The sequence below is a fragment of the Stenotrophomonas sp. PI_27 genome, from assembly GCF_027854495.1.
In the GTDB taxonomy this organism is placed as follows: Bacteria; Pseudomonadota; Gammaproteobacteria; order Xanthomonadales; family Xanthomonadaceae; genus Stenotrophomonas; species Stenotrophomonas pavanii.
Window position 1 is genome coordinate 62,169 of the sequence record NZ_JAJNOF010000009.1, and the last position, 25,092, is coordinate 87,260.

The following is a 25,092-nucleotide window of genomic DNA, read 5'->3' on the forward strand; positions in this document are numbered from 1 at the left end:
CCTTTGCCTGGAAAGAGCCCTGATTATGCCCCATCGCGGTGTGCGCGCCGTGTCGCCGCGGTGCAGGCACGGGCGCGTAGAATCGGCCCATGAGCAGATTAGTCCTGATCGACGGGTCCAGTTACCTGTACCGCGCGTTCCACGCGCTGCCGCCCCTGTCCAATGCACAGGGTGAACCCACCGGCGCGCTGTTCGGCGTGGTCAACATGCTGCGTTCGACGCTGAAGGAGCGCCCGGCCTACGTCGCGTTCGTGGTCGACGCGCCGGGCAAGACCTTCCGTGACGACCTGTACGACCAGTACAAGGCCAACCGCCCGCCGATGCCCGATGAGCTGCGCAGCCAGGTCGAGCCGATGTGCCGCATCGTCGAAGCGCTGGGCATCAGCATCCTGCGCGTCCCCGGCGTGGAAGCCGACGATGTGATCGGCACGCTGGCCCTTCAGGGCCTAGCGCAGGACCTGAAGGTGACCATTTCCACCGGCGACAAGGACTTCGCCCAGCTGGTGCGCCCGGGCATCGAGCTGGTCAACACCATGACCGGCAGCCGCATGGATTCGGACGCGGCGGTGATGGAGAAGTTCGGCGTGCGCGCCGACCAGATCATCGACCTGCTGGCGCTGATGGGCGACGCGGTCGACAACGTGCCGGGCGTGGAGAAGTGCGGGCCGAAGACCGCCGCCAAGTGGCTGGCCGAGTACCAGCACCTGGACGGCGTGATGGCAGCCGCGCCGGCCATGAAGGGCAAGATCGGCGAGAACCTGCGCGCCGCGCTGGAGCGGCTGCCGCTGAACCGCGAGCTGGTGACCATCCGTACCGACGTGCAGCTGGACGCCAGCCCGACCACGCTGGCCCTGCGCGAGCAGGATGTGCCGGAGCTGACCGAGCTGTATACGCGCTACGGCTTCACCCAGGCGCTGAAGGAGCTGGGCGCGCCGGTGCCGGCACCGGTGGCCGCCAGCGAGGCGACCCCGAGCCTGCGTGGCACTGCGGCCGGCTTCGCGCGAGGCAGCGTCGAGGCGCCCGCCGCCGGCACGCTGGATCCGGCACTGTCCGTGCCGGGTGAATACGAGACCGTGCTGACCGCCGAGCAGCTGCAGGCCTGGGTCGAACGCCTGCAGCAGGCCGACCTGATCAGCTTCGATACCGAGACCGACGCGCTGGACGCGATGCGCGCGCGCCTGGTGGGCATCAGCCTGGCCGTCGAGCCGGGCAGGGCGGCGTACATTCCGGTCGGCCACGATTACCCGGGTGCGCCGGCCCAGTTGCCGATGCAGCAGGTGCTGGACGCACTGCGCCCGGCGCTGCAGGACCCGGCGAAAAAGAAGCTGGGCCAGCATGGCAAGTACGACCTGCATGTGCTGCGCCGCCACGGCGTGGCGGTGCAGGGCTACCACGATGACACCATGCTCGAGAGCTTCGTGCTCAATTCCACCGCCACCCGCCACGACATGGATTCGCTGGCCCTGCGTTACCTGGGCTACAGCACCATCAAGTTCGAGGACGTGGCCGGCAAGGGCGCCAAGCAGATCCCGTTCTCGCAGGTGGGCATCGACGAAGCCAGCCGCTATGCGGCCGAAGACGCCGACATCACCCTGCGCCTGCACCACGCGTTGCAGCCGCAGCTGCTGGCCGCGCCGGCGCTGGACAGCGTGTACCGCAACATCGAGATGCCGCTGGTGCCGGTGCTGGCCAGCATTGAAGCCAATGGCGTGCGCATCGACACCGACGAACTTCGCCGGCAGAGCCAGGACCTGTCCTCGCGCATGCTGGCCGCGCAGCAGAAGGCCACCGAGCTGGCCGGGCGCAGCTTCAACCTGGATTCGCCCAAGCAGCTGCAGGCGGTGCTGTTCGACGAACTGAAGCTGCCGGCGGTGGTGAAGACCCCGAAGGGCCAGCCCAGCACCAATGAAGAGGCGCTGGAGGCGATTGCCGACCAGCATGAGCTGCCGCGGGTGATCCTCGACTACCGCGGGCTGGCCAAGCTGCGCAGCACCTACACCGACAAGCTGCCGGAGATGGTCAACCCGGACACCGGCCGGGTGCATACCAGCTACCACCAGTCCGGTGCCGCCACCGGCCGCCTGTCCTCCTCGGACCCGAACCTGCAGAACATCCCGATCCGCACCGAGGATGGCCGCCGTATCCGCCGCGCGTTCGTGGCGCCGGAAGGCTTCCAGCTGCTGGCGGCCGACTATTCGCAGATCGAGCTGCGGATCATGGCGCACCTTTCCGAAGACCCGGGCCTGGTGCGTGCCTTCGAGCAGGGTGCCGACGTGCACCGCGCCACCGCCGCCGAGGTGTTCGGGCGCACGCTGGAGGAGGTGACCCCGAACGAGCGCCGCGCCGCCAAGGCGATCAACTTCGGCCTGATGTATGGCATGAGCGCGTTCGGCCTGGCCCGCAACCTGGGCATCGACCGTGGCCAGGCGCAGGACTACGTGGCCCTGTACTTCAGCCGCTACCCCGGCGTGCGCGACTTCATGGAGCGGATGCGCCAGCAGGCCCGTGACCAGGGCTACGTGGAAACCCTGTTCGGCCGCCGCCTGTACCTGAACGACATTCATGCCCGCAACCAGGGGCTGCGCGCCGGTGCGGAGCGCGCGGCGATCAACGCGCCGATGCAGGGCACTGCCGCCGACATCATCAAGCGCGCGATGGTGGATGTGGACCAGTGGCTGCGCGACAGCGGGGCACCGGCACGGATGATCCTGCAGGTGCACGATGAACTGGTGTTCGAAACCGAAAGCAGTTTTGTTGAAGACTTGCGTTTGCAGGTGGTGAAGCGCATGTCGCAAGCGGCCAAACTGCGGGTGCCGCTGGTGGTCGACACGGGCGTCGGCAACAACTGGGACGAAGCACACTGACGGTGTTTCAGGCCGAAAACGACGTGAATTTGTTCATGAGTCGGGTGTTTCTGACTCGACCATGAATGTTGCCCCGATTGAAATTCATTAAATGGGGCCCCTTCACGAACCGTTAGTGTTCGGAGTGCTTCTATAACTCCCGACAGGCGCAATGCCTGTTGTGGATCTCTCCCATCCCCTGGAGCAGATCTCGGAACGGGGACTCCTCCCCAAGTGCCCGTTCCCCGGCCCCGTTGACCTCCCCCTGGTCAGCGGGGCTTTTTATTTGTGCCGCCGGAACCTCGGATGGGGTCAGATCCCTTTGCCCGACGGGCAAAGGGATCTGACCCCAGGTGCTAGGCTGGGCCATCGCTCCGCAGGGGAAGACCATGCCCGACCTGTTCGCCCTGGCCATGCCGTGGTGGGAATTCATCCTGCGCGCGGTCGTGGTCTATGTCGTGGTGCTGGGCATGGTCCGGCTGGGCGGCAAGCGGGCTCTGGGGCAGATCACGCCCTTCGACGTGCTGCTGATCGTGCTGCTGGGCAACGCGGTGCAGAACGCGCTGCTGGGCACCGACACCTCGCTGGGCGGTGGCCTGCTGCTGGCGGCCACCCTGATCGTGCTGAACTATGGGGTGGGCTGGTTGACCACCCGCAATCGGCGCATGGAGCGGATGATCGAAGGAGAGCCCACCGTGATCGCGCGTGATGGCCGGCTGTTGGAGGGCGTTCTCCGCCGCGAACTGATCAGCCGTGCAGATTTCGACGCCGCGCTGCGCCAGCAGGGCGGGCTGCAGATCGAGGACGTACAGATCGCCCTGCTGGAGACGACCGGGCACATCACCATCATCGCGCGGAAGGGCAGCTGAGCAGCGCCGAGCCCACGCCCCGCACGACGACATCCCTCAGAGCCAGTCGCGCGGCACCAGGTAGTCGGCCAGGCGCGATTCGGCACTGCCGGGTTCAGGCGAGAAGCCGTACTCCCAGCGCACCCGCGGCGGCAGGCTCATCAGGATGCTTTCGCTGCGGCCGCCGCTCTGCAGCCCGAACAGGGTGCCGCGGTCATAGACCAGGTTGAATTCCACGTAGCGGCCGCGGCGGTACAGCTGGAACTCGCGTTCGCGCTCGCCATAGAGGGTGTCCTTGCGCTGCTGCACGATCGGCAGGTACGCATCAAGGAAGCCATCGCCGACCGCACGCAGATAAGCGAAATCGCGCTCGAAGTCGCCGTGCAGGTCATCGAAGAACAGGCCGCCGACGCCGCGCGTTTCATTGCGGTGGCGCAGGAAGAAGTATTCGTCGCACCAGCGCTTGTGCGCGGCATAGCGTTCTTCGCCGAACGGCGTGCACAGGTCGCGTGCGACCCGGTGCCAATGCTGCACGTCCTCCTCGAACGGGTAGAACGGGGTCAGGTCGAAGCCACCGCCGAACCAGCTGGCCACCACTTCGCCGTCGCGCTGCGCCTGGAAGAAGCGCACGTTGGCATGGGTGGTCGGCACGTAGGGATTGAGCGGGTGGAACACCAGCGACACGCCGGTGGCGCGCCAGGAGGCGCCGGCCAGTTCCGGGCGGTTGGCCGAGGCCGACGGCGGCAGGCGGCTGCCGGCCACGTCGGAGAAGCCGATGCCGGCCTGTTCGAACACCGCGCCGTCGCGCAGCACGCGGGTACGCCCGCCACCGCCCTCGGCACGCTGCCACAGGTCTTCCTGGAAGCGGGCCCGGCCATCGACGGCCTCGATCGCCGCACAGATGCGGTCCTGCAGCTCGGTGAGGTAGGCGCGCACGCGCTCGAATTCGTTCATGGCGCTACTTTACCGCAGGGCCCGGGTAGGCAAGCCCCTTACTGCTTGTGGTTGGGGGTGCGTGGCGCCGGTCCGGTCTGATCCTCGTCCGCCGACTGCTCCTGGACAGCACGTTGCAACGCCTGGCCGAAACCCAGCAAGCTCCAGTTGCGCGTCGCCAGCACGTCACATGCCACGTGGCGGCCACTGCCCTCGGCCTCGCAGACGGCCTCAAGCATGGGGCGGACGTCCACACTGCGGCTGTTCTCCATCACGCTGGCCAGGTTTTCACAGCCTTCGCGGATGCCGGCCTCGCACACCTTCTGGTAGTGCTGGCTGGCCTCGACCCACTTCCCGCCCAGCGCGGCGCGGCTGCCCAGCACATTGCAGCCCTGCATCCTGCCGGCCGCGCAGCAGGCTTCTGCTTCGCCGTCGACCGACGCGCGTGGGCAATCCTGCGGGAATGGGATTTCGTCGAACACCAGCGGTGCACTGCACTGGGCACTTCCCGGCTGTCGCTGGAAGCGCTCAAAACGCATCGAATCGTCCAGCCCCAGCAGGTCACCGTTGGCCAACGGTTGCAGCACGTAGTCACCCCCCAGCTCGTGGCGCATTCGGATTTGGCCGTCCTGCACGCGTGCACGCACCCGCGAACCGTAGCCCACCTCCACCAGTCCACCATCGCCGAACGTCAGTTCGTCCAACAGCCCGCCGGAGGCCACGTAGTGGCCACAGGGCACGGCGCTGGCGGCCTGCGGCAACAGTTCCCCATCCAGCGCCCGCAGTGCAGCCGCCTGCCGGCAGGACGTCTCGTTGCCGCCTTCGCAGGCCATCTGCAACGCCGCCCTGCCGTCCTGCAAATTGCCGGCGGTCCACTGCAGGGTGGCAACCTCCATGCAGAAGTCACTTTCACCCACCTGCGTGCATAGGTCCTGCAGGCGCTGCAATCGCGCGTCGGACAGCGCAGGCTTGGCTGCAGGCGAGAACACTTCAACCATCTTGGCCGCCATCGAGGCCGTGCGGATGGCAGTGGCGACGGCCTCGACCAGCTCTGGCCGCTCTTCCAGGATGGCCATGCAGGCCTCGGTGTCGGCCGCAGGGTCATCCTTGCGACACTGGCGGGGGAAGTCCATCTCGGCCATCTCCTTTTCCATCGTGGCCTGTATCACCGCGATCTGTGCTTCGGTCGGTGTATCGCTGCCGGGGGCCTGGTCAGCCTCGCGATAGCGATCGGGCAGGCGCTGGCACAGAAACGGAACCCCTTCGGCACAGACCGATTCCAGCGCCGTCAGGCTCAGCTCATGATGATGCCTGTCAAGGCAGCGCTGGGCATCTGCCAGGCAGCTGCCTGGCGCGTGCTCGACCGGGGGCAGGCAAGCCGCTGGCTGGATCAGGCGGTAGCGCGTGTTGCCCTGCTGCAGGACGCGACCGCCACGCTGGACGTTCAGTCCAGATGTAACTCCGAAGGTGAGGTTGACGAGGCTCAGCTCGCCATCGATCTCTTGGACAACGAAGGGCCGATCAGAGACGTGCGTGTTCTTCGCCACCCCGCGGTCAGGCCCATCCACGCGCAGCTGGTTGCCACCGTCTTCGGCCGCGAATAGGCCACAGCGTGGCAGACCGGTTGCGGCCGCCTGCTGCGCCCAGGTCAGCAGCAACAAGGCAATGAAGGCCGGAATCAGGTGGCGTGGGGCGAAAGGAGGCATCTTGGAGCCAAGGCAGAAAGACGCGGGCCACGATAGCCAACCGCCACCGATCCGCAATCAAACCCGCTGGAACGCCTGTGCTGCGGTCGCGGCGTCTGTGCCGGGCAGGTCGTTCGCGTCAAAAATGCCGGGGGCGAGAGCTCAGCGGAAGCGCGAGCGCACATCCGGTCGCAGCAGGCGCCAGGCCAGCCAGCCCTGCAGGCCGATAAGCACGAACGACATGCCGACCACGGTCAGCGTGATCAGCCAGCGTTTCAGCTGCAGCTCCTGCAGCAGGGCCGGGTCATCGGCCAGCAGCGGAATGAAGTCGCCCATGAACAGGTCCAGCCACCAGGCGGCCGCGAAGTTGGTCAAGCCACTCAGCAGCAGCAGTACCACGAAGCTCCACAGGCCCCAGCGACGTTCACGCAGCAGGCCCCAGCTGGACACGGTCGAGGCCAGGCACAACAGCGCGACGACCATCGATGCGGCGACCGGGTGCGCCAGCAGCCAGATCAGGCTGTGCAGCTGCTGGTGCTGCACTTCGCTTTCCACCAGGCGCCACAGCGCGAGGTTGTGCAGCGGCCACAGCACCAGTCCCTGCAGCACGAAGTAGACCGTCAGCAGCAGTGACAGCCAGAACGAGGCCTGTGCCACCGGGCGCACCCAGGCGTGATAGGCCGGGGACGGCGGCGAGGGGATCGACGGGATCGACATTGACATCCGATGTCCTTGCAGTCGGCGCCCGCCTGCTCAGCGGGCCGTCACCCGGGTGGCGACCGCCGGCAGGATATGGTGTTCGCTCAAGGGTGCCAAGGGCAGGCCATGCGGCGGCTGCAGCGGCACCCAGGCCAGTTCGGCGATCTCGGCGCGCGCCTGCGGCGTGCCGTGCACCTGCACCCACCACGCCTGTGCCTGCACGCGGTGGCCGGGCTCGTTCACCGCCCAATCCTCGAACGTGCCCAGCGCGATGGCGGCATCGGCGCACAGTTGTACGCCCAGTTCTTCGTCCAGCTCGCGGGCCAGCGCCTGCAGCGGTGCTTCGCCGGGTTCGGGCTTGCCACCGGGCTGGATGAAGCGGCGGGCACCGTGCTTGCGCACCAGCAGCGCCCGGCCGCGGTCATCCAGGATGACCGCGGCCACGATCCGGATCGTGGCCGCGGTGTTGCTCACTTCAGGTTCTGCTCGAACAGCTTGAGGATGCGCTTGTACTGGTCCAGCCAGGAATCGGCGCGCACGTAGCCGTGGCGTTCCAGCGGGTACGGCGCGATCGACCAGTTGTCCTTGTGCAGCTCGATCAGGCGCTGGGTCAGGTTCACCGAATCCTGGAAGAACACGTTGTCATCCATCATGCCGTGGGCGATCAGCAGGTTGTCCTGCAGGTTCTGCGCGTACTCGATCGGCGAGGACACGCGGTACGCCTCCGGGTCGATGTCCGGCGTGTTGAGGATGTTGCTGGTGTAGCCGTGGTTGTAGTTGTGCCAGTCGACCACCGGGCGCAGCGCGGCGCCGGCCTTGAAGGTGCCCGGCGCACGGAACAGCGCCATGAAGGTCATGAAACCGCCGTAGGAGCCACCGTAGATACCGGCGTGGTCACGGTCGCCCTGCTGGGTGTCGACCAGCCAGTCCAGGCCGTCCTTGTAGTCCTCCAGTTCCGGGTGGCCCATGTTGCGGTAGATGGCCGTGCGCCAGTCGCGGCCGTAGCCCTCGCTGCCGCGGTAATCCATGTCCAGCACGATGTAGCCCTTCTGCACCAGCAGGTTGTGGAACATCTGCTCGCGGAAGTAGGCCGGGTAGCGCTGGTGCACGTTCTGCAGGTAGCCGGCGCCGTGCACGAACATCACGATCGGGTACTTCTTCCCCGGTTCCTTGTTCTCCGGCTCGTAGTACTTGGCCCAGACCACGCCGGCACCGTGCTTGGACGGTACCGCGACCAGCTTCGGCTGGATCCACTGCCGTGCCTTGTAGTCGGCGGTGCGGGTGTCGGTCAGCACGCGTGCCTGGCCACCGGCACTGGGCAACACCGCCAGCTGCGGCGGCAGGTAGGCACCGGAGTAACGCACCAGCAGCTGCTGGCCGTCCGGCGACAGCGAGAAATCCTCCACGCCGTTGAGGCTGGTCAGCTCGCGCACCTGGCGGCTGCCGGTGTCGACCGCGCAGACTTCGTAGTCATGCGGCGCCTGCTGGTTGCACAGGAAGTAGAAGCCCTTGCCATCGGCCGACGGCACCGGCGCCGAGGTTTCCCACTTGCCGCTGGTCAGCGCCTGCGGCTTGGCGGTGCCGGCCTGGGTGTACAGGTGCGAGAAGCCCGATTCCTCGGACAGCAGCCACAGCGTGCGGCCATCGGCCATCCAGCCGAAATCGTTGAAGCCCCAGTTGATCCAGGCGTTGTCGGTCAGGCGGTGGCGGTTCTGCACGCGGCCGTCGGCGGCATTGACGCTGATGATCCAGCGGTCCTTGTTGTCGTTGGCACGCAGCATCACGGCGGCCTGCTGGCCATCGGCGCTCCAGCGGATGCCACCGCCCATGAAGTCGCTCATCACCTGCACGCTGCGCTCGCCCTTCAGCGCGTCCTTGCCGGCCTTGCGGCGCAGTTCGGCCAGCGGGTCGGTGCTGATGCCCGGCAGGCTGGCCAGCGAGAGCTTTTCGGCCTTGCCGGTGCGCACGTCCACGTACCAGAGAGTGTGCGGCTCGAAGCCGTTACGGCCGACGCGGGTGCGGGTGTCCTCGGTTTCCTCGTAGCCCGACTCGGTCACGTACAGCGGCATCTTGCCGCCACGGCCGTCATCGAAGTCCTTCGGCTTGGTCACCACGATCAGGTGGGTCAGGTCAGGCGACAGCACGCTGTCGGCGATCTCCAGGTCGGCGCCCAGGTACACCGGGCCCGGCGCGCGGGTCGGGTCGGCCTGGCGCCAGCGCTGGTCCTGGTCCTTCAGTGCTTCGCGCTGCTCGCGGTCGCGGCGAAGGGTTTCCAGCGTGCGCAGCTGCTGGTCGCGCAGCACGTCGGCCTTCGGCGGCGTACGCGGATCCTTTTCGGCCTTCAGGCTGGCCACCTGCTGCACGCCGCTGGCGGCGGTCCAGTGGAACCAGTTCTGGCCGACGCGCCAGATCACGCCGTTGTCGGCGGCAAAGTTCACGTTGCCCGCGCGCTCGTTGCTGCGGGTGAGCTGGGTCAGCGCGCCGCTGCGCAGGTCGCGCACGAACACATCGCCATTGCGCACGAAGGCGCTGCGGCTGCGGCTGCGGTCGTAGACCGGCTCGGCCACGTCCAGGGTGCCGCGCTGGTCATCAGCCACCTGCGCGGCCACGCCGCCGGCCACCGGCTGGCGGAAGGTATCGCGTACCGGGCTGCCGTTGCGCTTGAGCTGGTACTCCACCTGCTGGCTGTTCCACGACCACCAGGCCTTCTCGACTGGCGGGCCGATCCAGTCCGGGTCGGCCATGGCCTGTTCGATGGTGATCGGCGTCGGCGCGGCATGCGCGGCCGGTGCGGCCAGCACGGCCGACAGCAGGAGGGACAGGGGCAGCACTCGGGACATGGGCGGACGGCACCAGTAGAGGAAAACCGGCCAAGCGTAGCAGCCGCAAGGGCCGGGGGCAGGGGCCACAGGTCATGGCAGCGGGATTGGCAAAGTAGTGCAACCGCTGGCCGGCCTCGCGCATCCATTCTCCTGAACCCGCATCATCCACCGAACAGGAGCCCGACCATGCAGGAACTGATCCCGATCACCCTCTTCATCTGCATCGCCTACGCGATCCACGCCATTGCCGATGCGCGCGCGCGCAGCAAGCTGGTGGCCCCGCACGTGCCGGAGGAAGTGATCCGCTCGCTGGCCGTGCTGGAAGAAGAGCGCCGCCGCCAGGGCGCGCTTCGCTGGGGCATCAGCCTGGTCTGCCTGGCCCTGGCCATGGCCCTGCTGGAAGCCATCGGTGCCCGTGACCTGACCTTTGGCGCCGCCGCCGCGCTGGTCGGCAGTGCCGGCCTGGGCCAGCTGCTGGCCTGGCACTTTACCCGTCCCGCCGCACGCAAGGACTGAGCCAGGACATGCCACGGGCACAGGGGGCGCCCCGCGCATGAGCCTGCTCGGCGAAGCGCTGTCGGCACTGCGGGGCCGTCGCCGCGAGGATACGGCGGCGACGGCGGCACCCGCCGAACCGCTGGATGGGGACCAGGCCCTGGTGCGGGCCATCATCGATGGCTCGCAGGCGGCCTTCGCGCAGCTGGTGGAGACCCACCAGCGCACCTGCGCGCATGTGATCGGACGCATGGTGGGCGACCGCGACCAGGTCGGCGACCTGCTGCAGGAAACCTTCCTTGCGGTGTTCCGCCAGCTGCACCGGTTTCGTTTTGAATCCTCGCTGCGCACCTGGGTTTCCCGGGTCGCTTACACCACTGCACTGCAGCATCTGCGCCGGCGGCGGCTGGAGGCGCAATGGATGGTGGCGGTGGAGGTGCCGGAGGAACTGGGGATCGGCGATGAAGGCCCCGGGCCCGCCGAGTTGAGCGAGGCCCTGCAGGCCGGGCGCCAGCTTGGCGCGGCACTGGAACGGCTGAGCGCGCCGCAGCGCCTGATCGTCGGCCTGCATTACCTGGAGGATTTCGATCTGGCCGAGATCGAACAGGTGACCGGGCTGGCACGCGGTACCATCAAGAGCCACCTGCACCGCGCGCGCCAGGTCCTGAAGCAGGAACTGACGCGGCATGCCACCGCCGGAGAGCTGCTGTGAACCCACCGACCGACCCTCGCGATGCGGAAGCGCGCGCGCTGGCACAGGCGTTGCGTGAGCAGGCGCAGCAGGAAGCAACGCCGGATGTGAGCGAGGCGCTGCAGAAGCGCATTGCCGCTGAGTCGCGCGACAGTGGTGTGGTCTATGTGGTGGTGCAGGTGCTGTTGTTTGGCGCGCTGCTGGCTGCAGCGGCCTGGTATTTCTGGCACTGAGGCACCCGCCGGGTGATGGGCCGCTCCAATCGCTGCTGGTAGATGCCGACCTTGGTCGGCGTTTGGGTGTGTGTGCCAACCAAGGTTGGCAGCTACCAAAGCGCTTAATCCGTGGTGTTGGGCCATGCCTGGCAGGCCTTCCGCCTGCGACAAAGTGAAGCAGCGCGTCACCCGGTCGCATCCCACCTTAACGAAATCCTCCTAAAGTGGTCTGGTATCCCACCGGTCGCAGGCAGGAGGCGTCCCTTGGACGCGTTGTTGTTGTCCCGGATCCAGTTCGGATTCGTCATCAGTTTCCACGTGCTGTTTCCGGCCTTCACCATCGGCACGGCCAGCTGGCTGGCCTTCATCGAATGGCGCTGGCTGCGCACGAAGTTGCCCGTGTGGCGCGAGCTGTATTTCTTCTGGCAGAAGATCTTCGCGGTGTCGTTCGGCATGGGCGTGGTCAGCGGCATCGTCATGGCGTTCCAGTTCGGCACCAACTGGCCGCGGCTGAGCGAGGTGGCCGGTACGGTCATCGGCCCGCTGCTGACCTACGAGGTGCTGACCGCGTTCTTCCTGGAAGCCAGCTTTCTCGGCGTGATGATGTTCGGCTGGGGCCGCGTCTCGCCGCGCCTACACTTCTTCTCCACCTGCATGGTGGCGCTGGGCACGCTGTTCTCCACGTTCTGGATCCTGTCGTCCAACAGCTGGCTGCATACGCCGGCCGGCTACGAGATGGTCAACGGCATCGTGCATCCGGTGGACTGGTGGCAGGTGGTGTTCAATCCCTCGTTCCCCTACCGCCTGGCGCACATGGCGCTGGGCTCGTTCATCACCACCTGTTTCGTGATCGGTGGCGTGGGTGCGTGGTACCTGCGCAGGGGCACGCACGTGGAAGCGGGCCGGCGCATGCTGATCGCCGCCGTTGCATTCGCCGCGCTGACCGTGCCGGTGCAGATCTTCGTCGGCGACATGCATGGCCTGAACACGCTCAAGCACCAGCCGATGAAGATCGCGGCGGTGGAAGCGCACTGGCATGAAACCCGGGAAGGCGAGGGCGTACCGCTGGTGGTGTTCGCGCTGCCCAACGAGAAGGAAGAGCGCAACGATTTCGAAGTGGCCATCCCGAAGCTGGGCAGCGTGATCCTCACCCATTCGCTGGACGGCACCTTCGACCCGCTGACCTCGGTACCGGCCAGCGAGCGGCCGCCGGTGACGCCGGTGTTCTTCGCCTTCCGCATCATGGTCGGGCTGGGCACGCTGATGCTGCTGCTGGCCTGGGTATCGGCGTTCCAGCTGTGGCGGAACAGGCTGCTGGATTCGCCGTGGCTGCTGCGCGGCTGGAACTGGATGCTGCCCAGCGGCTTCATCGCGCTGCTGTCCGGCTGGTTCGTCACCGAGATGGGCCGACAGCCATGGGTGGTGTATGGCCTGCTGCGCACCGCCGATGCGGTCGGCCCGCAGAGCGCGTGGATGACGGCGTTGTCGCTGGGCGTGTACGTGGTTGGCTATGCCTTCGTGTTCGGCTGGGGCATCTGGTACCTGGTGAAGATCCTGCGCCACGGGCCGCAGCCATATGCCGAGGGGCCGTCGCTGGACCATGGCAGCCACACCCCGGCACGCCCGCTGTCGGCGGCCGACGAACCGCTGGAGGAGCGCTGACATGGACCTGATGACCTGGCTGCCGGTGGCGTGGTTCGCGGTGATCGGCTTCGGCGTGCTGATGTACGTGGTGCTGGACGGCTTCGTGCTCGGCATCGGCATCCTGGCCCCGTTCGCCGAGGACGAGGAGCAGCTGGACCTGATGATGAACACCGCCGCGCCGATCTGGGACGGCAACGAGACCTGGCTGGTACTGGGCGGCGCCGGGCTGCTGGCGGCGTTCCCGAAGGCCTATGCGGTGCTGTTGTCGGCGTTGTACCTGCCGGTGCTGCTGCTGGTGGTGGCGCTGGTGTTCCGCGGCGTGGCGTTCGAGTTCCGCTTCAAGGCACACCGGTCGCGCCGGCTGTGGAGCGTGGCGTTCGGCCTCGGCTCGCTGTTGGCGACCTTTGCCCAGGGCGTGATCCTGGGCACCCTGGTGCAGGGCATCCCGCTGGTGGACGGTGCCTACCAGGGCGGCGCGTTCGCCTGGTTCAGCCCGTTCGCGATGCTGACCGGTGCTGCGCTGGTGGCCGGCTATGCGCTGCTGGGCAGCACCTGGCTGATCCTGAAGACCGAAGGGCGCGTACAGGCGCTGGCGCGGCAGATGACCCGCCCGCTGGTGGTGGCGGTGATCGCGGCGATGGGGCTGGTCAGCAGTTGGCTGCCGTTCCTCGATTCGCGGCTGATGGCACGCTGGTTCAGCGACGGCAACTTCTGGTGGCTCTCGCCGGTGCCGCTCCTGACCCTGGCGGTGGCTGCCGCGCTGTGGCGCAGCGCGACCCATCCGCGCCGCGACCTGCCACCGTTCCTGCTCAGCCTGGCCCTGTTCGTGCTCGGTTTCCTTGGCCTGGTACTGGGCATGTGGCCGTACCTGCTGCCGCCGTCGATGACCCTGTGGCAGGCCGCCGCGCCGGCCTCCTCGCTGGGCTTCACCCTGGTCGGGCTGGTCATTCTGCTGCCGGTCATCCTCGGCTATACGGCGTGGTCGTACCGGGTGTTCCGCGGCAAGGTGCACGCCGATACCGGCTACCACTGATGGGTTGAAAGCGGGGCCCGCCGGTGCCGGGCTCCGTGTTGGGGAATGTGAAACCTGCACACCCCGGGCAGGACGTGCTAGCGTGCGCTCCTTTCCGGCAGCCAGGGGGGCAGCCGGCGACGTCCTGGACGGACGCACGGCTGCAGGAATGGGGGGCCGCCGCGCGTCGCCGTAATGGCTCGTGCCTATCGTTCTCCCATTGAAGCACCGTCGCTAAATGATTGAATTCTCCATCGTCGACTGGGCCGCCTGGGCGCCCGGCCTGAGCGAGCGTAGCCAGTGGTTGGGCTGGGCCGGTGCGCCATACCTGCCGCAGGGCAAAGACACGCCGGCGCTGGCCGAGATCCCGGCGATGCAGCGCCGCCGCATCGAGCGGCTGGGCCGGATGGCGATCCAGACCGCCTGCTGGTGCGAGGATGGGCAGGGCGCGGACAGCCAGGTCCCGTTGGTGTTCGCCAGCCGCCACGGTGACGTGGCCCGTTCGATGGACCTGCTGGGGGCGCTGGCCAGCGATCAGCCTTTGTCCCCGACCGGGTTCGGCCTGTCGGTGCACAACGCGATCGCTGCCCTGTACTCGATCGCCCGCGGCCACCGCGGCAACTACCTGGCGCTGGCCGCTGGACAGGCCACGGTCGAGGCCGCCTGCCTGGAGGCCGCCGGTCTGCTGGCCGATGGTGCCCGCGAGGTGCGGGTGGTCGTCTACGAGTCGCCCCTTCCCGAGATTTACGCGACGTTCGCTGACGAACCCGACCCGTTCTTTGCCTGGTGCTGGCGATTGACGGCACCGACAGCGGGCCAGCCGGTGCTCTCGCTGCAGTGGGACGCGGCGCCGGCCACGGCCGACACCGCCCCGGGCACGCTGCCGCACGCGTTGGACCTGCACCGCTTCCTGCTGTCCGGCGCGCCGGCGCTGGAACATGTGGCCCAGGGCCAGAGATGGCGCTGGGGACGCCGTGGCTGAGGCGCTGCGCCGCCTCGATCACGCCTGGCGGGTGCTCGGCACCGGCCTGAGCTTTGCCGCGTTCGGCGTGGGCGGCCTGCTGCTGGGCGTGCTGGTGATGCCGGTGCTGCTGCTGATGCGCGACCCGGTGGTCCGCCGCCGCCGCGCCCGCCGCGTGGTCCAGGTCGCCTTTGCCAGCCACCTGCGCCTGATGCGTGCGCTGGGGGTGATGACCTACCAGATCGAGGGCGGTGAGCGCCTGCAGCGCGACGGCCTGCTGGTGCTGGCCAATCATCCGACCCTGATCGATGTGGTCTGCCTGATCTCGCTGCTGCCCAACGCCGACTGCGTGGTGAAGCGGGCCGTGGCCTGCAACCCGTTCATGCGCGGCCCGGTGCGGGCGGCCGGCTACATCGCCAACGACGACGGGGCGGGCCTGGTCGATGACTGCGTGGCCGCGGTGCATGCGGGCGGCACCCTGGTGATCTTCCCGGAGGGCACCCGCAGCGTGCCGGGCCAGCCGCTGCGGCTGCAGCGCGGGGCCGCCAACATCGCCGTCCGCGGCCGGCTGGACATCACCCCGGTGCGGATCACCTGCACCCCGCCCACGTTGACCAAGGGGCAGAAGTGGTATCGTGTACCCTCACGTCGCTTTCACGTTCGGCTGCAGATCGGCGAAGATATCCCGATCGCGCCCTTCCTGGCCGATGACGACTCGCCAAGGGGGGATGCCTTGGCAGCACGCCGCGTCACCGAGCACCTTTCTCGTTATTTCGACCTGTCTGGAGATCCGCCCCGTGCAAGCACTTGAGCACGAGATCAAGGAATTGATCATTTCCTCCCTTTCGCTGGAGGACATCACGCCGGAGGACATCGATCCGACCGCGCCGCTGTTCGTCGAGGGCCTCGGCCTGGATTCGATCGACGCGCTGGAGCTGGGCCTGGCACTGCAGAAGAAGTACGGTGTCAGCCTGTCGGCCGACTCGGAAGAAACCCGTCGCCATTTCTCCAGCGTGCGCGCGCTCGGCGAGTTCGTCGCCGCCCGCCAGTCGTAACGGCGCCAGGAATTGCCATGACCAAGAATGAACTGTTCGAACGCATCGTCAGCATCCTGACCGACAGCTTCGAGATCGACGCCGCCCGGATCACCCCCGAGGCGCGCCTGTATGACGACCTGGACATCGACAGCATCGATGCGGTCGACCTGATCGTGCAGCTCAAGCCCCTGCTCGGCCGCAACCTGCAGCCGGAAGCGTTCAAGGCCGTGCGCACCGTGCAGGACATCGTTGATGTCGTGCATGGACTGCTGCCGGACCAGGCAGCCGCCTGACCGCAGCGCCGGCGGCTTCGCCATGGCTCGCGCACGTACCGTCGTGGTGGCAGCGATCTCGCTCGCCTACCCGCTGCTGGTGTACCTGGCGATGGGCCGCTTCGAGCCGCGCTGGCTGTCGCTGCTGCTGTTCACCCTGGCGCTGCTGCGCGCGCTGACCACGCGCCAGCCATTGTGGTGGGCCGCCGCGGCCGGGGCTGGCCTGCTGGCCGTGCTGGCCACCGTGCTCAACCAGGCCCTGCCGCTGAAGCTGTACCCGGTGCTGGTCAATGCGGTGATGCTGGCGGTGTTCGGCACCAGCCTGCGCTTCGGGCCGCCACTGGTGGAGCGCCTGGCGCGGCTTCAGGAGCCGGACCTGCCCCCGTTCGCGGTGGCCTATACCCGCCGCGTCACCCAGGTGTGGTGCGGCTTTTTCGTTCTCAACGGCAGCCTGGCCCTGCTGACCGCGCTGTACGCGTCGGACCGGGCCTGGATGCTCTACAACGGATTGTTGGCGTACGTGATGATGGGTGTGTTGTTCGCAGGGGAGTGGCTGGTGCGGCGGCGGCTGAAGGCGGCGCACGCGCATGGCTGAGTGGATTGCCCTGGACCGGCTGCTGCTGGAGGCCCGGCCGCAGCGCAGCGTCGGCCTCTGCAATGGCGAGGTGATCGATCATGCCGGCTTCCGCCAGCGCGTGCTGGCCTGGCGCGCCGCCTTTGCGGCGGCCGAAGGCCGCGACTGGGCCCTGTACTTCGATGACGCCGTGGCCTTTGCCGCGGCGCTGTTCGGTGCCTGGCATGCCGGCAAGCGGGTGTTCCTGGCCGCCGACAACCTGCCGGCCACGCTGCAGGCGTTGCAGCCGCAGGTGAGCGGTTTCGCCGGTGATGTCTGTGCCGATTACCGCCCGCTGGCCGCACCGGATGCTGTGCTGGACGACGGGCTGCAGGCGCTGGACGAGCGCGCCTGCGAGCTGTGCGTGTTCACCTCCGGCAGCACCGGCCAGCCCAGTGCGATCGGCAAGCGGCTGGACCAGCTGGCGCGCGAGGTGGAGGCGCTGCAGGCCGCGTTCGGCGCGCAGATGGAGGGTGTGCAGGTCCATGGCACGGTCTCCCACCAGCACATCTACGGGCTGTTGTTCCGCGTGCTGTGGCCACTGGCCGCCGGCCGCCTGATCCATCCGCGCCGGTTCTTCCACGAAGACCTGGTCGGCGCGCTGGCCGGTACCGACACGGTGCTGGTGGCAACGCCGGCCCACCTCAAGCGCCTGCCCGAGCAGCTCGACTGGGCCAGCCTGCACGGCCGCCTGCGCGCGGTGTTCTCCTCCGGTGGCCCACTGCCGGAAGAAGCGGCACGACAGGTGCGGCAGTGGCTGGGCGTGGCCCCGACCGAGGTCTACGGCAGCAGCGAGACCGGCGGCATCGCCTGGCGCCGCTGGGACACCGACCTGCCGCCGTGGCAGCCGTTGCCGGGCGTGCAGTGGCGGATCGACGACGGCTGCCTGGCGGTGGCCTCGGCGCATCTGGACACCCCTGACTGGTGGCGCACCCAGGACCGTGTTGAAGCCCTGGCCGACGGCCGCTTCCGCCTGTTGGGCCGGGCCGACCGCATCGTCAAGATCGAGGAACGCCGGGTATCGCTGGATGCGCTGGAACGCGCGCTGCGCGAGGATGCCGAGGTGGATGACGCGCGTGTACTGGTCCTGCCGGGCCATCGCGAGCAGCTGGCCGCCGTGGTGGTGCCGGCCGACCCGGCGCTGCTGGAGGGCGGTGACGCTGCGCGGCGGTCGCTGGGCCAGCGCCTGGGCGCACGCCTGGCCAACGCGCATGACGCGGTGACCCGTCCGCGCCGCTGGCGCCTGGTGCAGGCGCTGCCGATCAATGCGCAGGGCAAGGTGACCCAGGCCGCGCTGGCGGCGCTGTTCCAGCCGTTGATGCCGGTGCCGGCGTGGGACCGCCGCGATGCCGCCAGCGCCACCCTGCGCATGACCCTGGACCCGGCGCTGCGGCCGTTCCAGGGCCACTTCCCACAGGCGGCAATCCTGCCCGGCGTGGCGCAGCTGGACTGGGCGGTGCGCTTCGCCCGGCAGACGTTCGTGATGCCGGCCGCGTTCGTGCGCATGGATGCGGTGAAATTCCAGCACGTGGCCCGCCCCGGTGACGAGTTGACCCTGCAGCTGGACTGGGATGCCGCACGCAACGTGCTGGCCTTCCGCTACACCTCCAGCCACGGTGTGCATGCCAGCGGCAGGGTGGTTTTCGCTGATGCGGACTGATCCGGCCGTTGCCGGTGCCGCATTCGCGCCACTGGTTGTGATTCCCGTCTACGACCACGAGCACGCCATCGCGGCGGTGGTCGATGGCGTGCAGGCCGCGGGGCTGCCCTGCCTGCTGGTCGACGATGGTTCGCACGATGGGTGCGCGGCGGTGCTGCGCGCGCTGGCACAGCGCCAAGGCGTCGACCTGCTGCGCCTGGACATCAACCAGGGCAAGGGCGGGGCGATGCTGGCCGGTTTTGCCGAGGCCGGCGCGCGTGGCTACAGCCACGTGCTGCAGATCGATGCCGACGGCCAGCACGATACCGCTGACCTGCCACGCTTCATCGAAGCCGCGCGCGCCCATCCCGAGGCGGTGATCTGCGGCATTCCGGCTTACGACGCCAGTGTTCCCAAGGCGCGCCTGTATGGCCGCTACGCCACCCACATCTGGGTCTGGATCAACACGCTGTCGCTGCACCTGCGCGACACCATGTGTGGTTTCCGCGTGTATCCGCTGCCGCCGGTGCTGCGCCTGATCGGTGAAGAGACCATCGGCCGGCGCATGGATTTCGATACCGAAATAATGGTGCGCCTGTACTGGCGCCGGCTGCCGGTCGAGCACCTGGCCACGCGGGTGACCTATCCGTCCGATGGCGTGTCGCACTTCGATGTGTGGCGCGACAACGTGCGCATCAGCCGCATGCATACCCGCCTGTTCTTCGGCATGCTCTGGCGTGCGCCGCGCCTGCTGTGGCGCCGCCTGCGGGGGCAGCGCTGAGATGGCGGCCGCGCAGGGCGCCCCGCACTGGGCCGACATCGGCGAATCGACGTCGGTGGCCGGCGTGCTGTTCCTGTGCTGGGTGCACCGCTGGTTCGGGCGCTGGCCGTTCCGCCTGTGCGTGTGGCCAGTGGTGGCCTGCCATTGGCTGGGCAACCGTGTAGGGCGCCAGGCCTCGATGCAGTACCTGCAGCGGCTGCAGGCGCACAGCGGCGTGCTTGGCCGCGCGCCGACACGGCGTGACAGCCTGCGCCACTTCTTCGCCTTCGCCGACACGATGCTGGACAAGATCCTCGGCCTGGGCGGGCGCTACCCGGCCGACCGCATCCACCTGCACCGCGACCTGGTACTGCAGAAGATCGCGCGCCGCGAGGGCGGGCTGATCCTCACCGCGCACATCGGCTGCCTGGAGCTGTGCCAGGTGCTGGCCGAGCAGGTGCCGGGATTCCGTATCACCGTGCTGGTGCATACCGCGCACGCGCAGCGCTTCAACCGTTTGCTGCAGCGGCTGGACCCGCTGGCGGCGGTGGAACTGGTGCAGGTGACCGAAATGGGGCCAGCCACGGCGGTGATGCTGGCCGAGCGCGTGGCGGCGGGGGGCTTCGTTGCCATCGTCGGCGACCGCACGCCGGTACAGGGTGGCCGCAGCGTCACCGCCGATTTCCTGGGCCACCGCGCGCCGTTCCCGATCGGCGCCTATGTGCTCGCCGCGGCGCTGGGGTGCCCGGTCTACACCATGGCCTGCCTGCACGAGGGCGACGGCTATCGGGTGGCATTCGAACAGTTCGCCGAACGCATCGTACTGCCGCGTGGCTCGCGCGACGCCGCGCTGGCCGAACAGGCACAGCGCTTCGCGCGCTGGCTGGAACTCCAGGTCATCCAGTCCCCGTTGGACTGGTTCAATTTCTTCCCCTTCTGGGATCAGGCTCCGCATGACGACTGACGCCGTACCCGTGTGCCGCTTTGGCGATGCACCGTTGACCATCGAAGACGTGGTTGCCCTGGCCCAGCGCCAGTGCGAGGCCGCACTGAGCGACGCGCCGGCGTTCCGCGCGCACATCCAGCGTGGTGCCGACTTCCTCGACCGCCTGCTGCGCGAGGATGGCGTGATCTACGGCGTGACCACCGGCTATGGCGACTCGTGCACGGTGAACATCCCGCCGGCGCTGGTGGCCGAGCTGCCGCACCACCTGTACACCTACCACGGCTGCGGCCTGGGCCGTTACCTGGACCCGGTCGAGACCCGTGCGGTGCTGGCTGCGCGCCTGGCCTCGCTGGTGCGCGGCATGTCCGGCGTCAGCGTGCCGCTGCTGGAAGGCCTGGCCACGCTGCTGCAGCACGATGTGCTGCCGATGATCCCGGCCGAAGGCTCGGTCGGTGCCAGCGGCGACCTGACCCCGCTGTCGTACGTGGCGGCGGTGCTGTGCGGCGAGCGCGAGGTGCTGCACGACGGCCGCGTGCAGCCGGCGGCCGAAGTGCTGGCGAAGATCGGCATGACCCCGCTGAAGCTGCGGCCGAAGGAAGGCCTGGCGATCATGAACGGCACCGCGGTGATGACCGGCCTGGCCTGCCTGGCCTGGCAGCGCGCCGATTACCTGGCCCGCATGGCCACGCGGTTGACCGCGTTCAACGTGCTGGCCAGCGACGGCAACGCGCACCACTTCGACGAAACCCTGTTCGCCGCCAAGCCACACCCGGGCCAGGGCCGCATCGCTGCGCGCCTGCGCAGCGACCTGCACAGCGAACGCCCGCCGCGCAACGAACAGCGCCTGCAGGACCGCTACTCGTTGCGCTGCGCGCCGCACGTCATCGGTGTGCTGGAAGACAGCCTGCCGTTCCTGCGCCAGCTGATCGAAACCGAGCTGAACAGCGCCAACGACAACCCGCTGATCGATGCCGATGGCGAGCGCATCCTGCATGGCGGCCACTTCTACGGGGGCCACATCGCACTGGCGATGGACACCCTGAAGAACACCGTGGCCAACGTTGCCGATCTGCTTGACCGGCAGCTGGCGCTGGTGGTCGATGCCCGCTACAGCCATGGCCTGCCGGCCAACCTGTCGGCCGCCACCGGCCCGCGCGCGGCCATCAACCATGGCCTGAAGGCGCTGCAGATCAGCGTTTCGGCCTGGACCGCCGAAGCGCTGAAGCAGACCATGCCGGCCAGCGTGTTCTCGCGCTCCACCGAGTGCCACAACCAGGACAAGGTCAGCATGGGCACCATTGCCGCGCGCGACTGCCTGCGCGTGATCGAGCTGACCGAGCAGGTGGTGGCCGCGATTCTGATCGCTGCCCGCCAGGGCCTGGCGCTGCGCGAACGGGTTGGCCTGAATGCGCAGCTGCATGGCAGTCTGGCCGACATGTACGCCGACCTGGGGCAGCGCATCGCCCTGGTCGAAGAAGACCGCGCGCTGGATCGCGAACTGCGGGAACTGCTGGTGGAGATCCGCGCGCAACGTTGGGAGCTGTACGCCGGTGAATGAGGCCATCGAACGGGTTGGCGAAATCGCGTTGACCCCTGCCTTCCATGACTGCGATCCGATGAACGTGGTCTGGCATGGCAACTACTTCAAGTACTTCGAAATCGCGCGCTGCGCGCTGCTCGGGCGCTATGACTACGACTACCCGCAGATGCTCGAATCGGGCTACCTGTGGCCGGTGGTCGATGCGCGGGTGAAGTACGTGCGGCCGCTGCTGTTCAACCAGGCCCTGCGCGTGGTCGCGCGCATCGTGGAATGGGAGAACCGGCTGAAGATCGAGTATGAAATCCTCGATGCGCAGAGCGGCCAGGTGCTGACGCGCGCGATGACCATCCAGGTCGCGGTGGACGCGGCCAGCAAGGAAATGCTCTACCAATGCCCGCCGGTACTGTGGGAACGCCTGGGAGTGCCTGCACCGTGAACACCCTTGTCCGTCTTTCGAGCGTGCTGCTGTGCGCGCTGATCTTCGTTGCCGCACCACAGGTGCAGGCCGCCGACCCCGCCATCGATGCGATCACCCAGGCGGTGGCGCGGCCGGAGGTACTGCGTGGCCAGTTCAGCCAGGAAAAGCAGGTCAGCGGCTTCAAGAACCCGCTGCGCTCGCAGGGCCAGTTCGTGGTCGCGCGCCAGCACGGCGTGATCTGGACCACGCTCAAGCCGTTCCCTTCCGAAGTGGTGGTCACTGCCGACCGCATCCTCAGCCGCCAGCGCGATGGCAGCACCCGTGTCGAGCTCGACGCACGGCAGCAGCCGGCGATGCGTTCGGTGAACGCGATCATGTTCGCGCTGATGAGCGGCGACGTGCAGGCGCTGTCGAGCCAGTTCAATGTGGCGGCCAGCCGCGAAGGGCAGGGCTGGCGGCTGCGCCTGACGCCGAAGTCGGCGATGCTGGCCAAGGCCTTCCAGTCGCTGACCCTGCAGGGTGACCGCTACGTGCGCCAGGTCGAGATCGTCGAGGCCAACAAGGACCGCACGCAGATCCAGTTCAGCGCGCTGAGCGAGGCACCGGCCACCCTCAGCGCCGACGAGGCACGCCGCTTTGAATGAGGCCGTCGCATCGAACGCAGCGGCGCGGCTGCGGCGCTGGTGGCACTGGCTGGGCATCGCCTGGCTGGTGCTGCTGCTGGGCTTGGGCGCGCAGCAGTGGCACCTGTGGAGCCAGCAGTCGCGGATCGACACCGACATCCTCGCGCTGCTGCCGCAGGATGCCCATGACCGCCTGTTGAGCGACGTCACCCGGCGCATTGCCGACGGCAGCTCGCGGCAGGTGGTGGTGCTGCTGGGCAGCAAGGATGGCGCTGCCGCCAAGCGCGCGCAGGCGGCCTTCGCTGCGGCCATGGCCGAGGACGTCGACCATGCATTGCTGGTGCCCAGTGGCTCGATCGAAGGCTGGTTCGACGAGGCGCGCGCGTTCTACGCGCCGTACCGCGACCGCCTGCTGACGCCGGCCCAGCGCGAGCAGCTGCAGGGCAGCGAGCCGGGCGCGCTGGCCGAGCAGGCGCTGGCTGCACTGTATGGCCCGATGGGCGCCCCGCGCCTGACCGACTGGCGGCAAGACCCGCTGTCGCTGTGGCCGCAATGGTGGCAGCAGCAGGCGCAGGGCTCAGGGTTGCGGCTGGGCGATGACGGCCTGCTCGAAGCCGAGGGCAGGCACTGGGCCGTGCTGCAGTTCGATACGCCGGGGTCGGCGTTCCAGCTGGATGGCGAGCGCCATCTCGATGGCCTGCTGGAACGTGCCGGGCAGGCCGCCAGGACGGCAGCGCCGGAGCTGGAAATCCTGCATGCCGGCGTGCCGTTGCATGCCGAGGCGGCCGCAGTGCAGGCCAACCGTGAGATCAATACCATCGGCTGGGGCTCGCTGGTCGCGGTGCTGCTGCTGGTGTGGCTGGCGTTCCGTTCGCTGCGCCCGATCCTGCTGGTCGCCGCGTCGCTGCTGATCGGCTGTGGCGTGGCGCTGGCGGTGACCGTGCTGGTGTTCGGCAAGGTGCACGTGCTGACCCTGGTGTTCGGCGCATCGCTGGTGGGCGTGGCCGAGGACTATGGCATCCACTGGTTTGCATCGCGCCAGGCCGAGCCGGCCGATCGCCGCTGGAAACTGCTGCGTCACCTGCTGCCGGGCCTGTGGCTGGCCCTGCTGACCAGCGCGCTGGCCTACCTGGCACTGGGCCTGGCACCGTTCCCGGGCCTGCGCCAGATGGCGCTGTTCTCGGTAGTCGGCCTGGCGGCCGCGTTCCTCACGGTGATCTTCTGGTTCCCGTGGCTGGATGGCGGCGAGATCCGCAAGACCCGTTTCTCGCAGTGGCTGGGCAACACGCTGGAGCGCTTCCCGCGCCTGCAGGGGCGCCGGCCGGTGATGGTGTTCCTCGGTGCCACCGTGGTGCTTTCGGCCATCGGCATCACCCGCCTGCACAGCGACGACGACCTGCGCAGCCTGCAGTCCTCGCCGCCGGCGTTGATGGCGCAGCAGATCCGCCTGAGCCAGTTGCTGGGGATGCCCAGCCCGGCGCAGTTCTACCTCGTGCAGGGCAGCGACGCTGCGCAGCTGCTGCAGCGCGAAGAGGCGTTGACCGGACGCCTGCGTGCGCTGGCCGCCGACAAGCGCATCGGCGGTTACCGCGCGATCAGTGACTGGCTGCCGTCGCCGGCACGCCAGCAGGCCGACGCCGCGCTGACCGCCAAGGTGGAACCGGGCGTGCTGCAGGCCGTGTCCGATGCAGTCGGAGAACCCTTGCCGCGCCCGGACTTCGCCACCACGCCGCTGACCGCCGAGGCGTTCCTGGCCTCGCCGGCGTCGCAGCCGTTCCGCTACCTGTGGGTGGGTGAGGTTGGCGGGCAGATGATCAGCGTGGTGATGGTCGACGACCTGTCGCGCGCCGATGCGCTGGCGACCCTGCGTGGCGCGGCCGAGGGCTTGCCCGGCGTGCGCTGGGTGGATCGCACCGCCGACTTCTCGCAGCTGCTGGGCCACTACCGCAAGTTGATGGGGGGGCTGCTGCTGGTCGGCATCGTGCTGGTGTTCGGTGCGCTGTGGCTGCGCTACCGCCGCCAGGCCTGGCGCGTGTTCGCACCGACCCTGGTTGCCGGTGCGTTGACCCTGGGCCTGCTGGGCCTGTTCGGCCAGCCGCTGCAGCTGTTCAACGTGCTGGCGCTGATGCTGCTGCTGGGCATGGGCATCGACTACGGCATCTTCCTGATCGAGCACCGCGGCGACGCCAGCGCGTGGCTGGCCGTGTGCGTGGGCGCGGCCAGCACCTGGCTGTCGTTCGGCCTGCTCGGCCTGTCGCAGACGCCGGCGCTGCGCGCCTTTGGCCTGACCCTGTTGTTCGGCATCGGCCTGGTCTGGCTGATCTCGCCGCTGTTCCGGCCGCCGCCGCACGATCTGCCGCCGGCCTGACCGCGGTTTTCCCGACTTCCATTTTTCC

Annotated in this window: 24 protein-coding genes; 19 read left to right on the plus strand and 5 right to left on the minus strand. The window is 68.4% G+C overall.

Going from position 1 to position 25,092, the window contains the following annotated elements:
- Positions 1-89 precede the first annotated feature (89 nt).
- Both polA and LRM18_RS13010 read left to right on the plus strand, forming a co-directional pair.
- Positions 90-2,864 (plus strand): DNA polymerase I, encoded by a 2,775-nt coding sequence (gene polA / locus LRM18_RS13005; RefSeq protein ID WP_270954778.1) that lies wholly within the window; start codon positions 90-92, stop codon positions 2,862-2,864.
- Positions 2,865-3,232: 368 nt separating this feature from the next.
- Positions 3,233-3,712, plus strand: a complete 480-nt coding sequence (locus LRM18_RS13010; RefSeq protein WP_049471161.1) for a YetF domain-containing protein — start codon at positions 3,233-3,235, stop codon at positions 3,710-3,712.
- A gap of 36 nt (positions 3,713-3,748) precedes the next feature.
- On the opposite strand, the gene hemF is transcribed toward LRM18_RS13010, so the two are convergent.
- From hemF to LRM18_RS13035, 5 genes are all read right to left on the minus strand, one after another.
- Positions 3,749-4,645, minus strand: coding sequence for an oxygen-dependent coproporphyrinogen oxidase (hemF, locus tag LRM18_RS13015; RefSeq protein ID WP_270954779.1), 897 nt, complete (start codon positions 4,643-4,645; stop codon positions 3,749-3,751).
- A gap of 38 nt (positions 4,646-4,683) precedes the next feature.
- Positions 4,684-6,330, minus strand: a complete 1,647-nt coding sequence (locus LRM18_RS13020) for a hypothetical protein (RefSeq protein WP_270954780.1) — start codon at positions 6,328-6,330, stop codon at positions 4,684-4,686.
- A gap of 141 nt (positions 6,331-6,471) precedes the next feature.
- On the minus strand, positions 6,472-7,032 hold the full coding sequence (locus LRM18_RS13025) for a hypothetical protein (protein ID WP_270954781.1): 561 nt from the start codon (positions 7,030-7,032) through the stop codon (positions 6,472-6,474).
- A gap of 30 nt (positions 7,033-7,062) precedes the next feature.
- The gene (locus LRM18_RS13030; protein WP_049471166.1) at positions 7,063-7,482 is read right to left on the minus strand and encodes an NUDIX domain-containing protein; all 420 of its coding nucleotides are present in this window, start codon (positions 7,480-7,482) and stop codon (positions 7,063-7,065) included.
- Positions 7,479-9,848 carry a S9 family peptidase gene (locus LRM18_RS13035; RefSeq protein ID WP_270954782.1) on the minus strand — a complete coding sequence of 790 codons (2,370 nt, stop codon included), beginning with the start codon at positions 9,846-9,848 and terminating at the stop codon, positions 7,479-7,481. Before LRM18_RS13035 ends, LRM18_RS13030 begins: the two co-directional genes overlap by 4 nt.
- A gap of 168 nt (positions 9,849-10,016) precedes the next feature.
- On the opposite strand from LRM18_RS13035, the gene LRM18_RS13040 reads away from it, so the two are divergent.
- From LRM18_RS13040 to LRM18_RS13120, 17 genes are all read left to right on the plus strand, one after another.
- Entirely contained in the window at positions 10,017-10,346 is a 330-nt protein-coding gene (locus LRM18_RS13040) for a hypothetical protein (protein WP_154331394.1), read from the plus strand.
- A 37-nt stretch (positions 10,347-10,383) separates the two neighbouring features.
- The gene (locus LRM18_RS13045) at positions 10,384-11,037 is read left to right on the plus strand and encodes a sigma-70 family RNA polymerase sigma factor (protein ID WP_270954783.1); all 654 of its coding nucleotides are present in this window, start codon (positions 10,384-10,386) and stop codon (positions 11,035-11,037) included.
- Positions 11,034-11,249: a hypothetical protein gene (locus tag LRM18_RS13050; RefSeq protein WP_057494046.1), complete on the plus strand. Its 216-nt coding sequence runs from the start codon at positions 11,034-11,036 to the stop codon at positions 11,247-11,249. Before LRM18_RS13045 ends, LRM18_RS13050 begins: the two co-directional genes overlap by 4 nt.
- 246 nt (positions 11,250-11,495) lie before the next feature.
- A complete protein-coding gene (locus LRM18_RS13055) occupies positions 11,496-12,893 on the plus strand; it encodes a cytochrome ubiquinol oxidase subunit I (protein ID WP_270954784.1) in 1,398 nt (465 codons plus the stop codon).
- Between the two features lies 1 nt (position 12,894).
- Positions 12,895-13,908, plus strand: coding sequence for a cytochrome d ubiquinol oxidase subunit II (cydB, locus tag LRM18_RS13060; protein ID WP_049471180.1), 1,014 nt, complete (start codon positions 12,895-12,897; stop codon positions 13,906-13,908).
- Between the two features lie 217 nt (positions 13,909-14,125).
- Positions 14,126-14,869: a beta-ketoacyl synthase chain length factor gene (locus tag LRM18_RS13065; RefSeq protein ID WP_206632263.1), complete on the plus strand. Its 744-nt coding sequence runs from the start codon at positions 14,126-14,128 to the stop codon at positions 14,867-14,869.
- A complete protein-coding gene (locus LRM18_RS13070; protein WP_270954785.1) occupies positions 14,862-15,659 on the plus strand; it encodes a lysophospholipid acyltransferase family protein in 798 nt (265 codons plus the stop codon). The genes LRM18_RS13065 and LRM18_RS13070 overlap by 8 nt, the downstream gene beginning before the upstream one ends.
- Positions 15,646-15,903, plus strand: coding sequence for a phosphopantetheine-binding protein (locus LRM18_RS13075; RefSeq protein ID WP_005411610.1), 258 nt, complete (start codon positions 15,646-15,648; stop codon positions 15,901-15,903). Before LRM18_RS13070 ends, LRM18_RS13075 begins: the two co-directional genes overlap by 14 nt.
- Before the next feature lie 17 nt (positions 15,904-15,920).
- Positions 15,921-16,178: an acyl carrier protein gene (locus tag LRM18_RS13080; RefSeq protein WP_049471185.1), complete on the plus strand. Its 258-nt coding sequence runs from the start codon at positions 15,921-15,923 to the stop codon at positions 16,176-16,178.
- A 22-nt stretch (positions 16,179-16,200) separates the two neighbouring features.
- Positions 16,201-16,752 carry a hypothetical protein gene (locus tag LRM18_RS13085; protein WP_270954786.1) on the plus strand — a complete coding sequence of 184 codons (552 nt, stop codon included), beginning with the start codon at positions 16,201-16,203 and terminating at the stop codon, positions 16,750-16,752.
- Positions 16,745-18,430, plus strand: coding sequence for an AMP-binding protein (locus LRM18_RS13090; protein ID WP_270954787.1), 1,686 nt, complete (start codon positions 16,745-16,747; stop codon positions 18,428-18,430). The genes LRM18_RS13085 and LRM18_RS13090 overlap by 8 nt, the downstream gene beginning before the upstream one ends.
- A complete protein-coding gene (locus tag LRM18_RS13095) occupies positions 18,420-19,190 on the plus strand; it encodes a glycosyltransferase family 2 protein (protein WP_049471187.1) in 771 nt (256 codons plus the stop codon). The genes LRM18_RS13090 and LRM18_RS13095 overlap by 11 nt, the downstream gene beginning before the upstream one ends.
- A gap of 1 nt (position 19,191) precedes the next feature.
- Positions 19,192-20,133, plus strand: a complete 942-nt coding sequence (locus tag LRM18_RS13100; RefSeq protein ID WP_053462596.1) for an acyltransferase — start codon at positions 19,192-19,194, stop codon at positions 20,131-20,133.
- Positions 20,123-21,673 (plus strand): aromatic amino acid ammonia-lyase, encoded by a 1,551-nt coding sequence (locus tag LRM18_RS13105; protein ID WP_270954788.1) that lies wholly within the window; start codon positions 20,123-20,125, stop codon positions 21,671-21,673. Before LRM18_RS13100 ends, LRM18_RS13105 begins: the two co-directional genes overlap by 11 nt.
- On the plus strand, positions 21,666-22,091 hold the full coding sequence (locus tag LRM18_RS13110; RefSeq protein ID WP_014648843.1) for an acyl-CoA thioesterase: 426 nt from the start codon (positions 21,666-21,668) through the stop codon (positions 22,089-22,091). Before LRM18_RS13105 ends, LRM18_RS13110 begins: the two co-directional genes overlap by 8 nt.
- Positions 22,088-22,717 carry an outer membrane lipoprotein carrier protein LolA gene (locus tag LRM18_RS13115; RefSeq protein ID WP_053461657.1) on the plus strand — a complete coding sequence of 210 codons (630 nt, stop codon included), beginning with the start codon at positions 22,088-22,090 and terminating at the stop codon, positions 22,715-22,717. The genes LRM18_RS13110 and LRM18_RS13115 overlap by 4 nt, the downstream gene beginning before the upstream one ends.
- Positions 22,710-25,064 carry an MMPL family transporter gene (locus tag LRM18_RS13120; protein WP_270954789.1) on the plus strand — a complete coding sequence of 785 codons (2,355 nt, stop codon included), beginning with the start codon at positions 22,710-22,712 and terminating at the stop codon, positions 25,062-25,064. Before LRM18_RS13115 ends, LRM18_RS13120 begins: the two co-directional genes overlap by 8 nt.
- Positions 25,065-25,092: the final 28 nt, after the last annotated feature.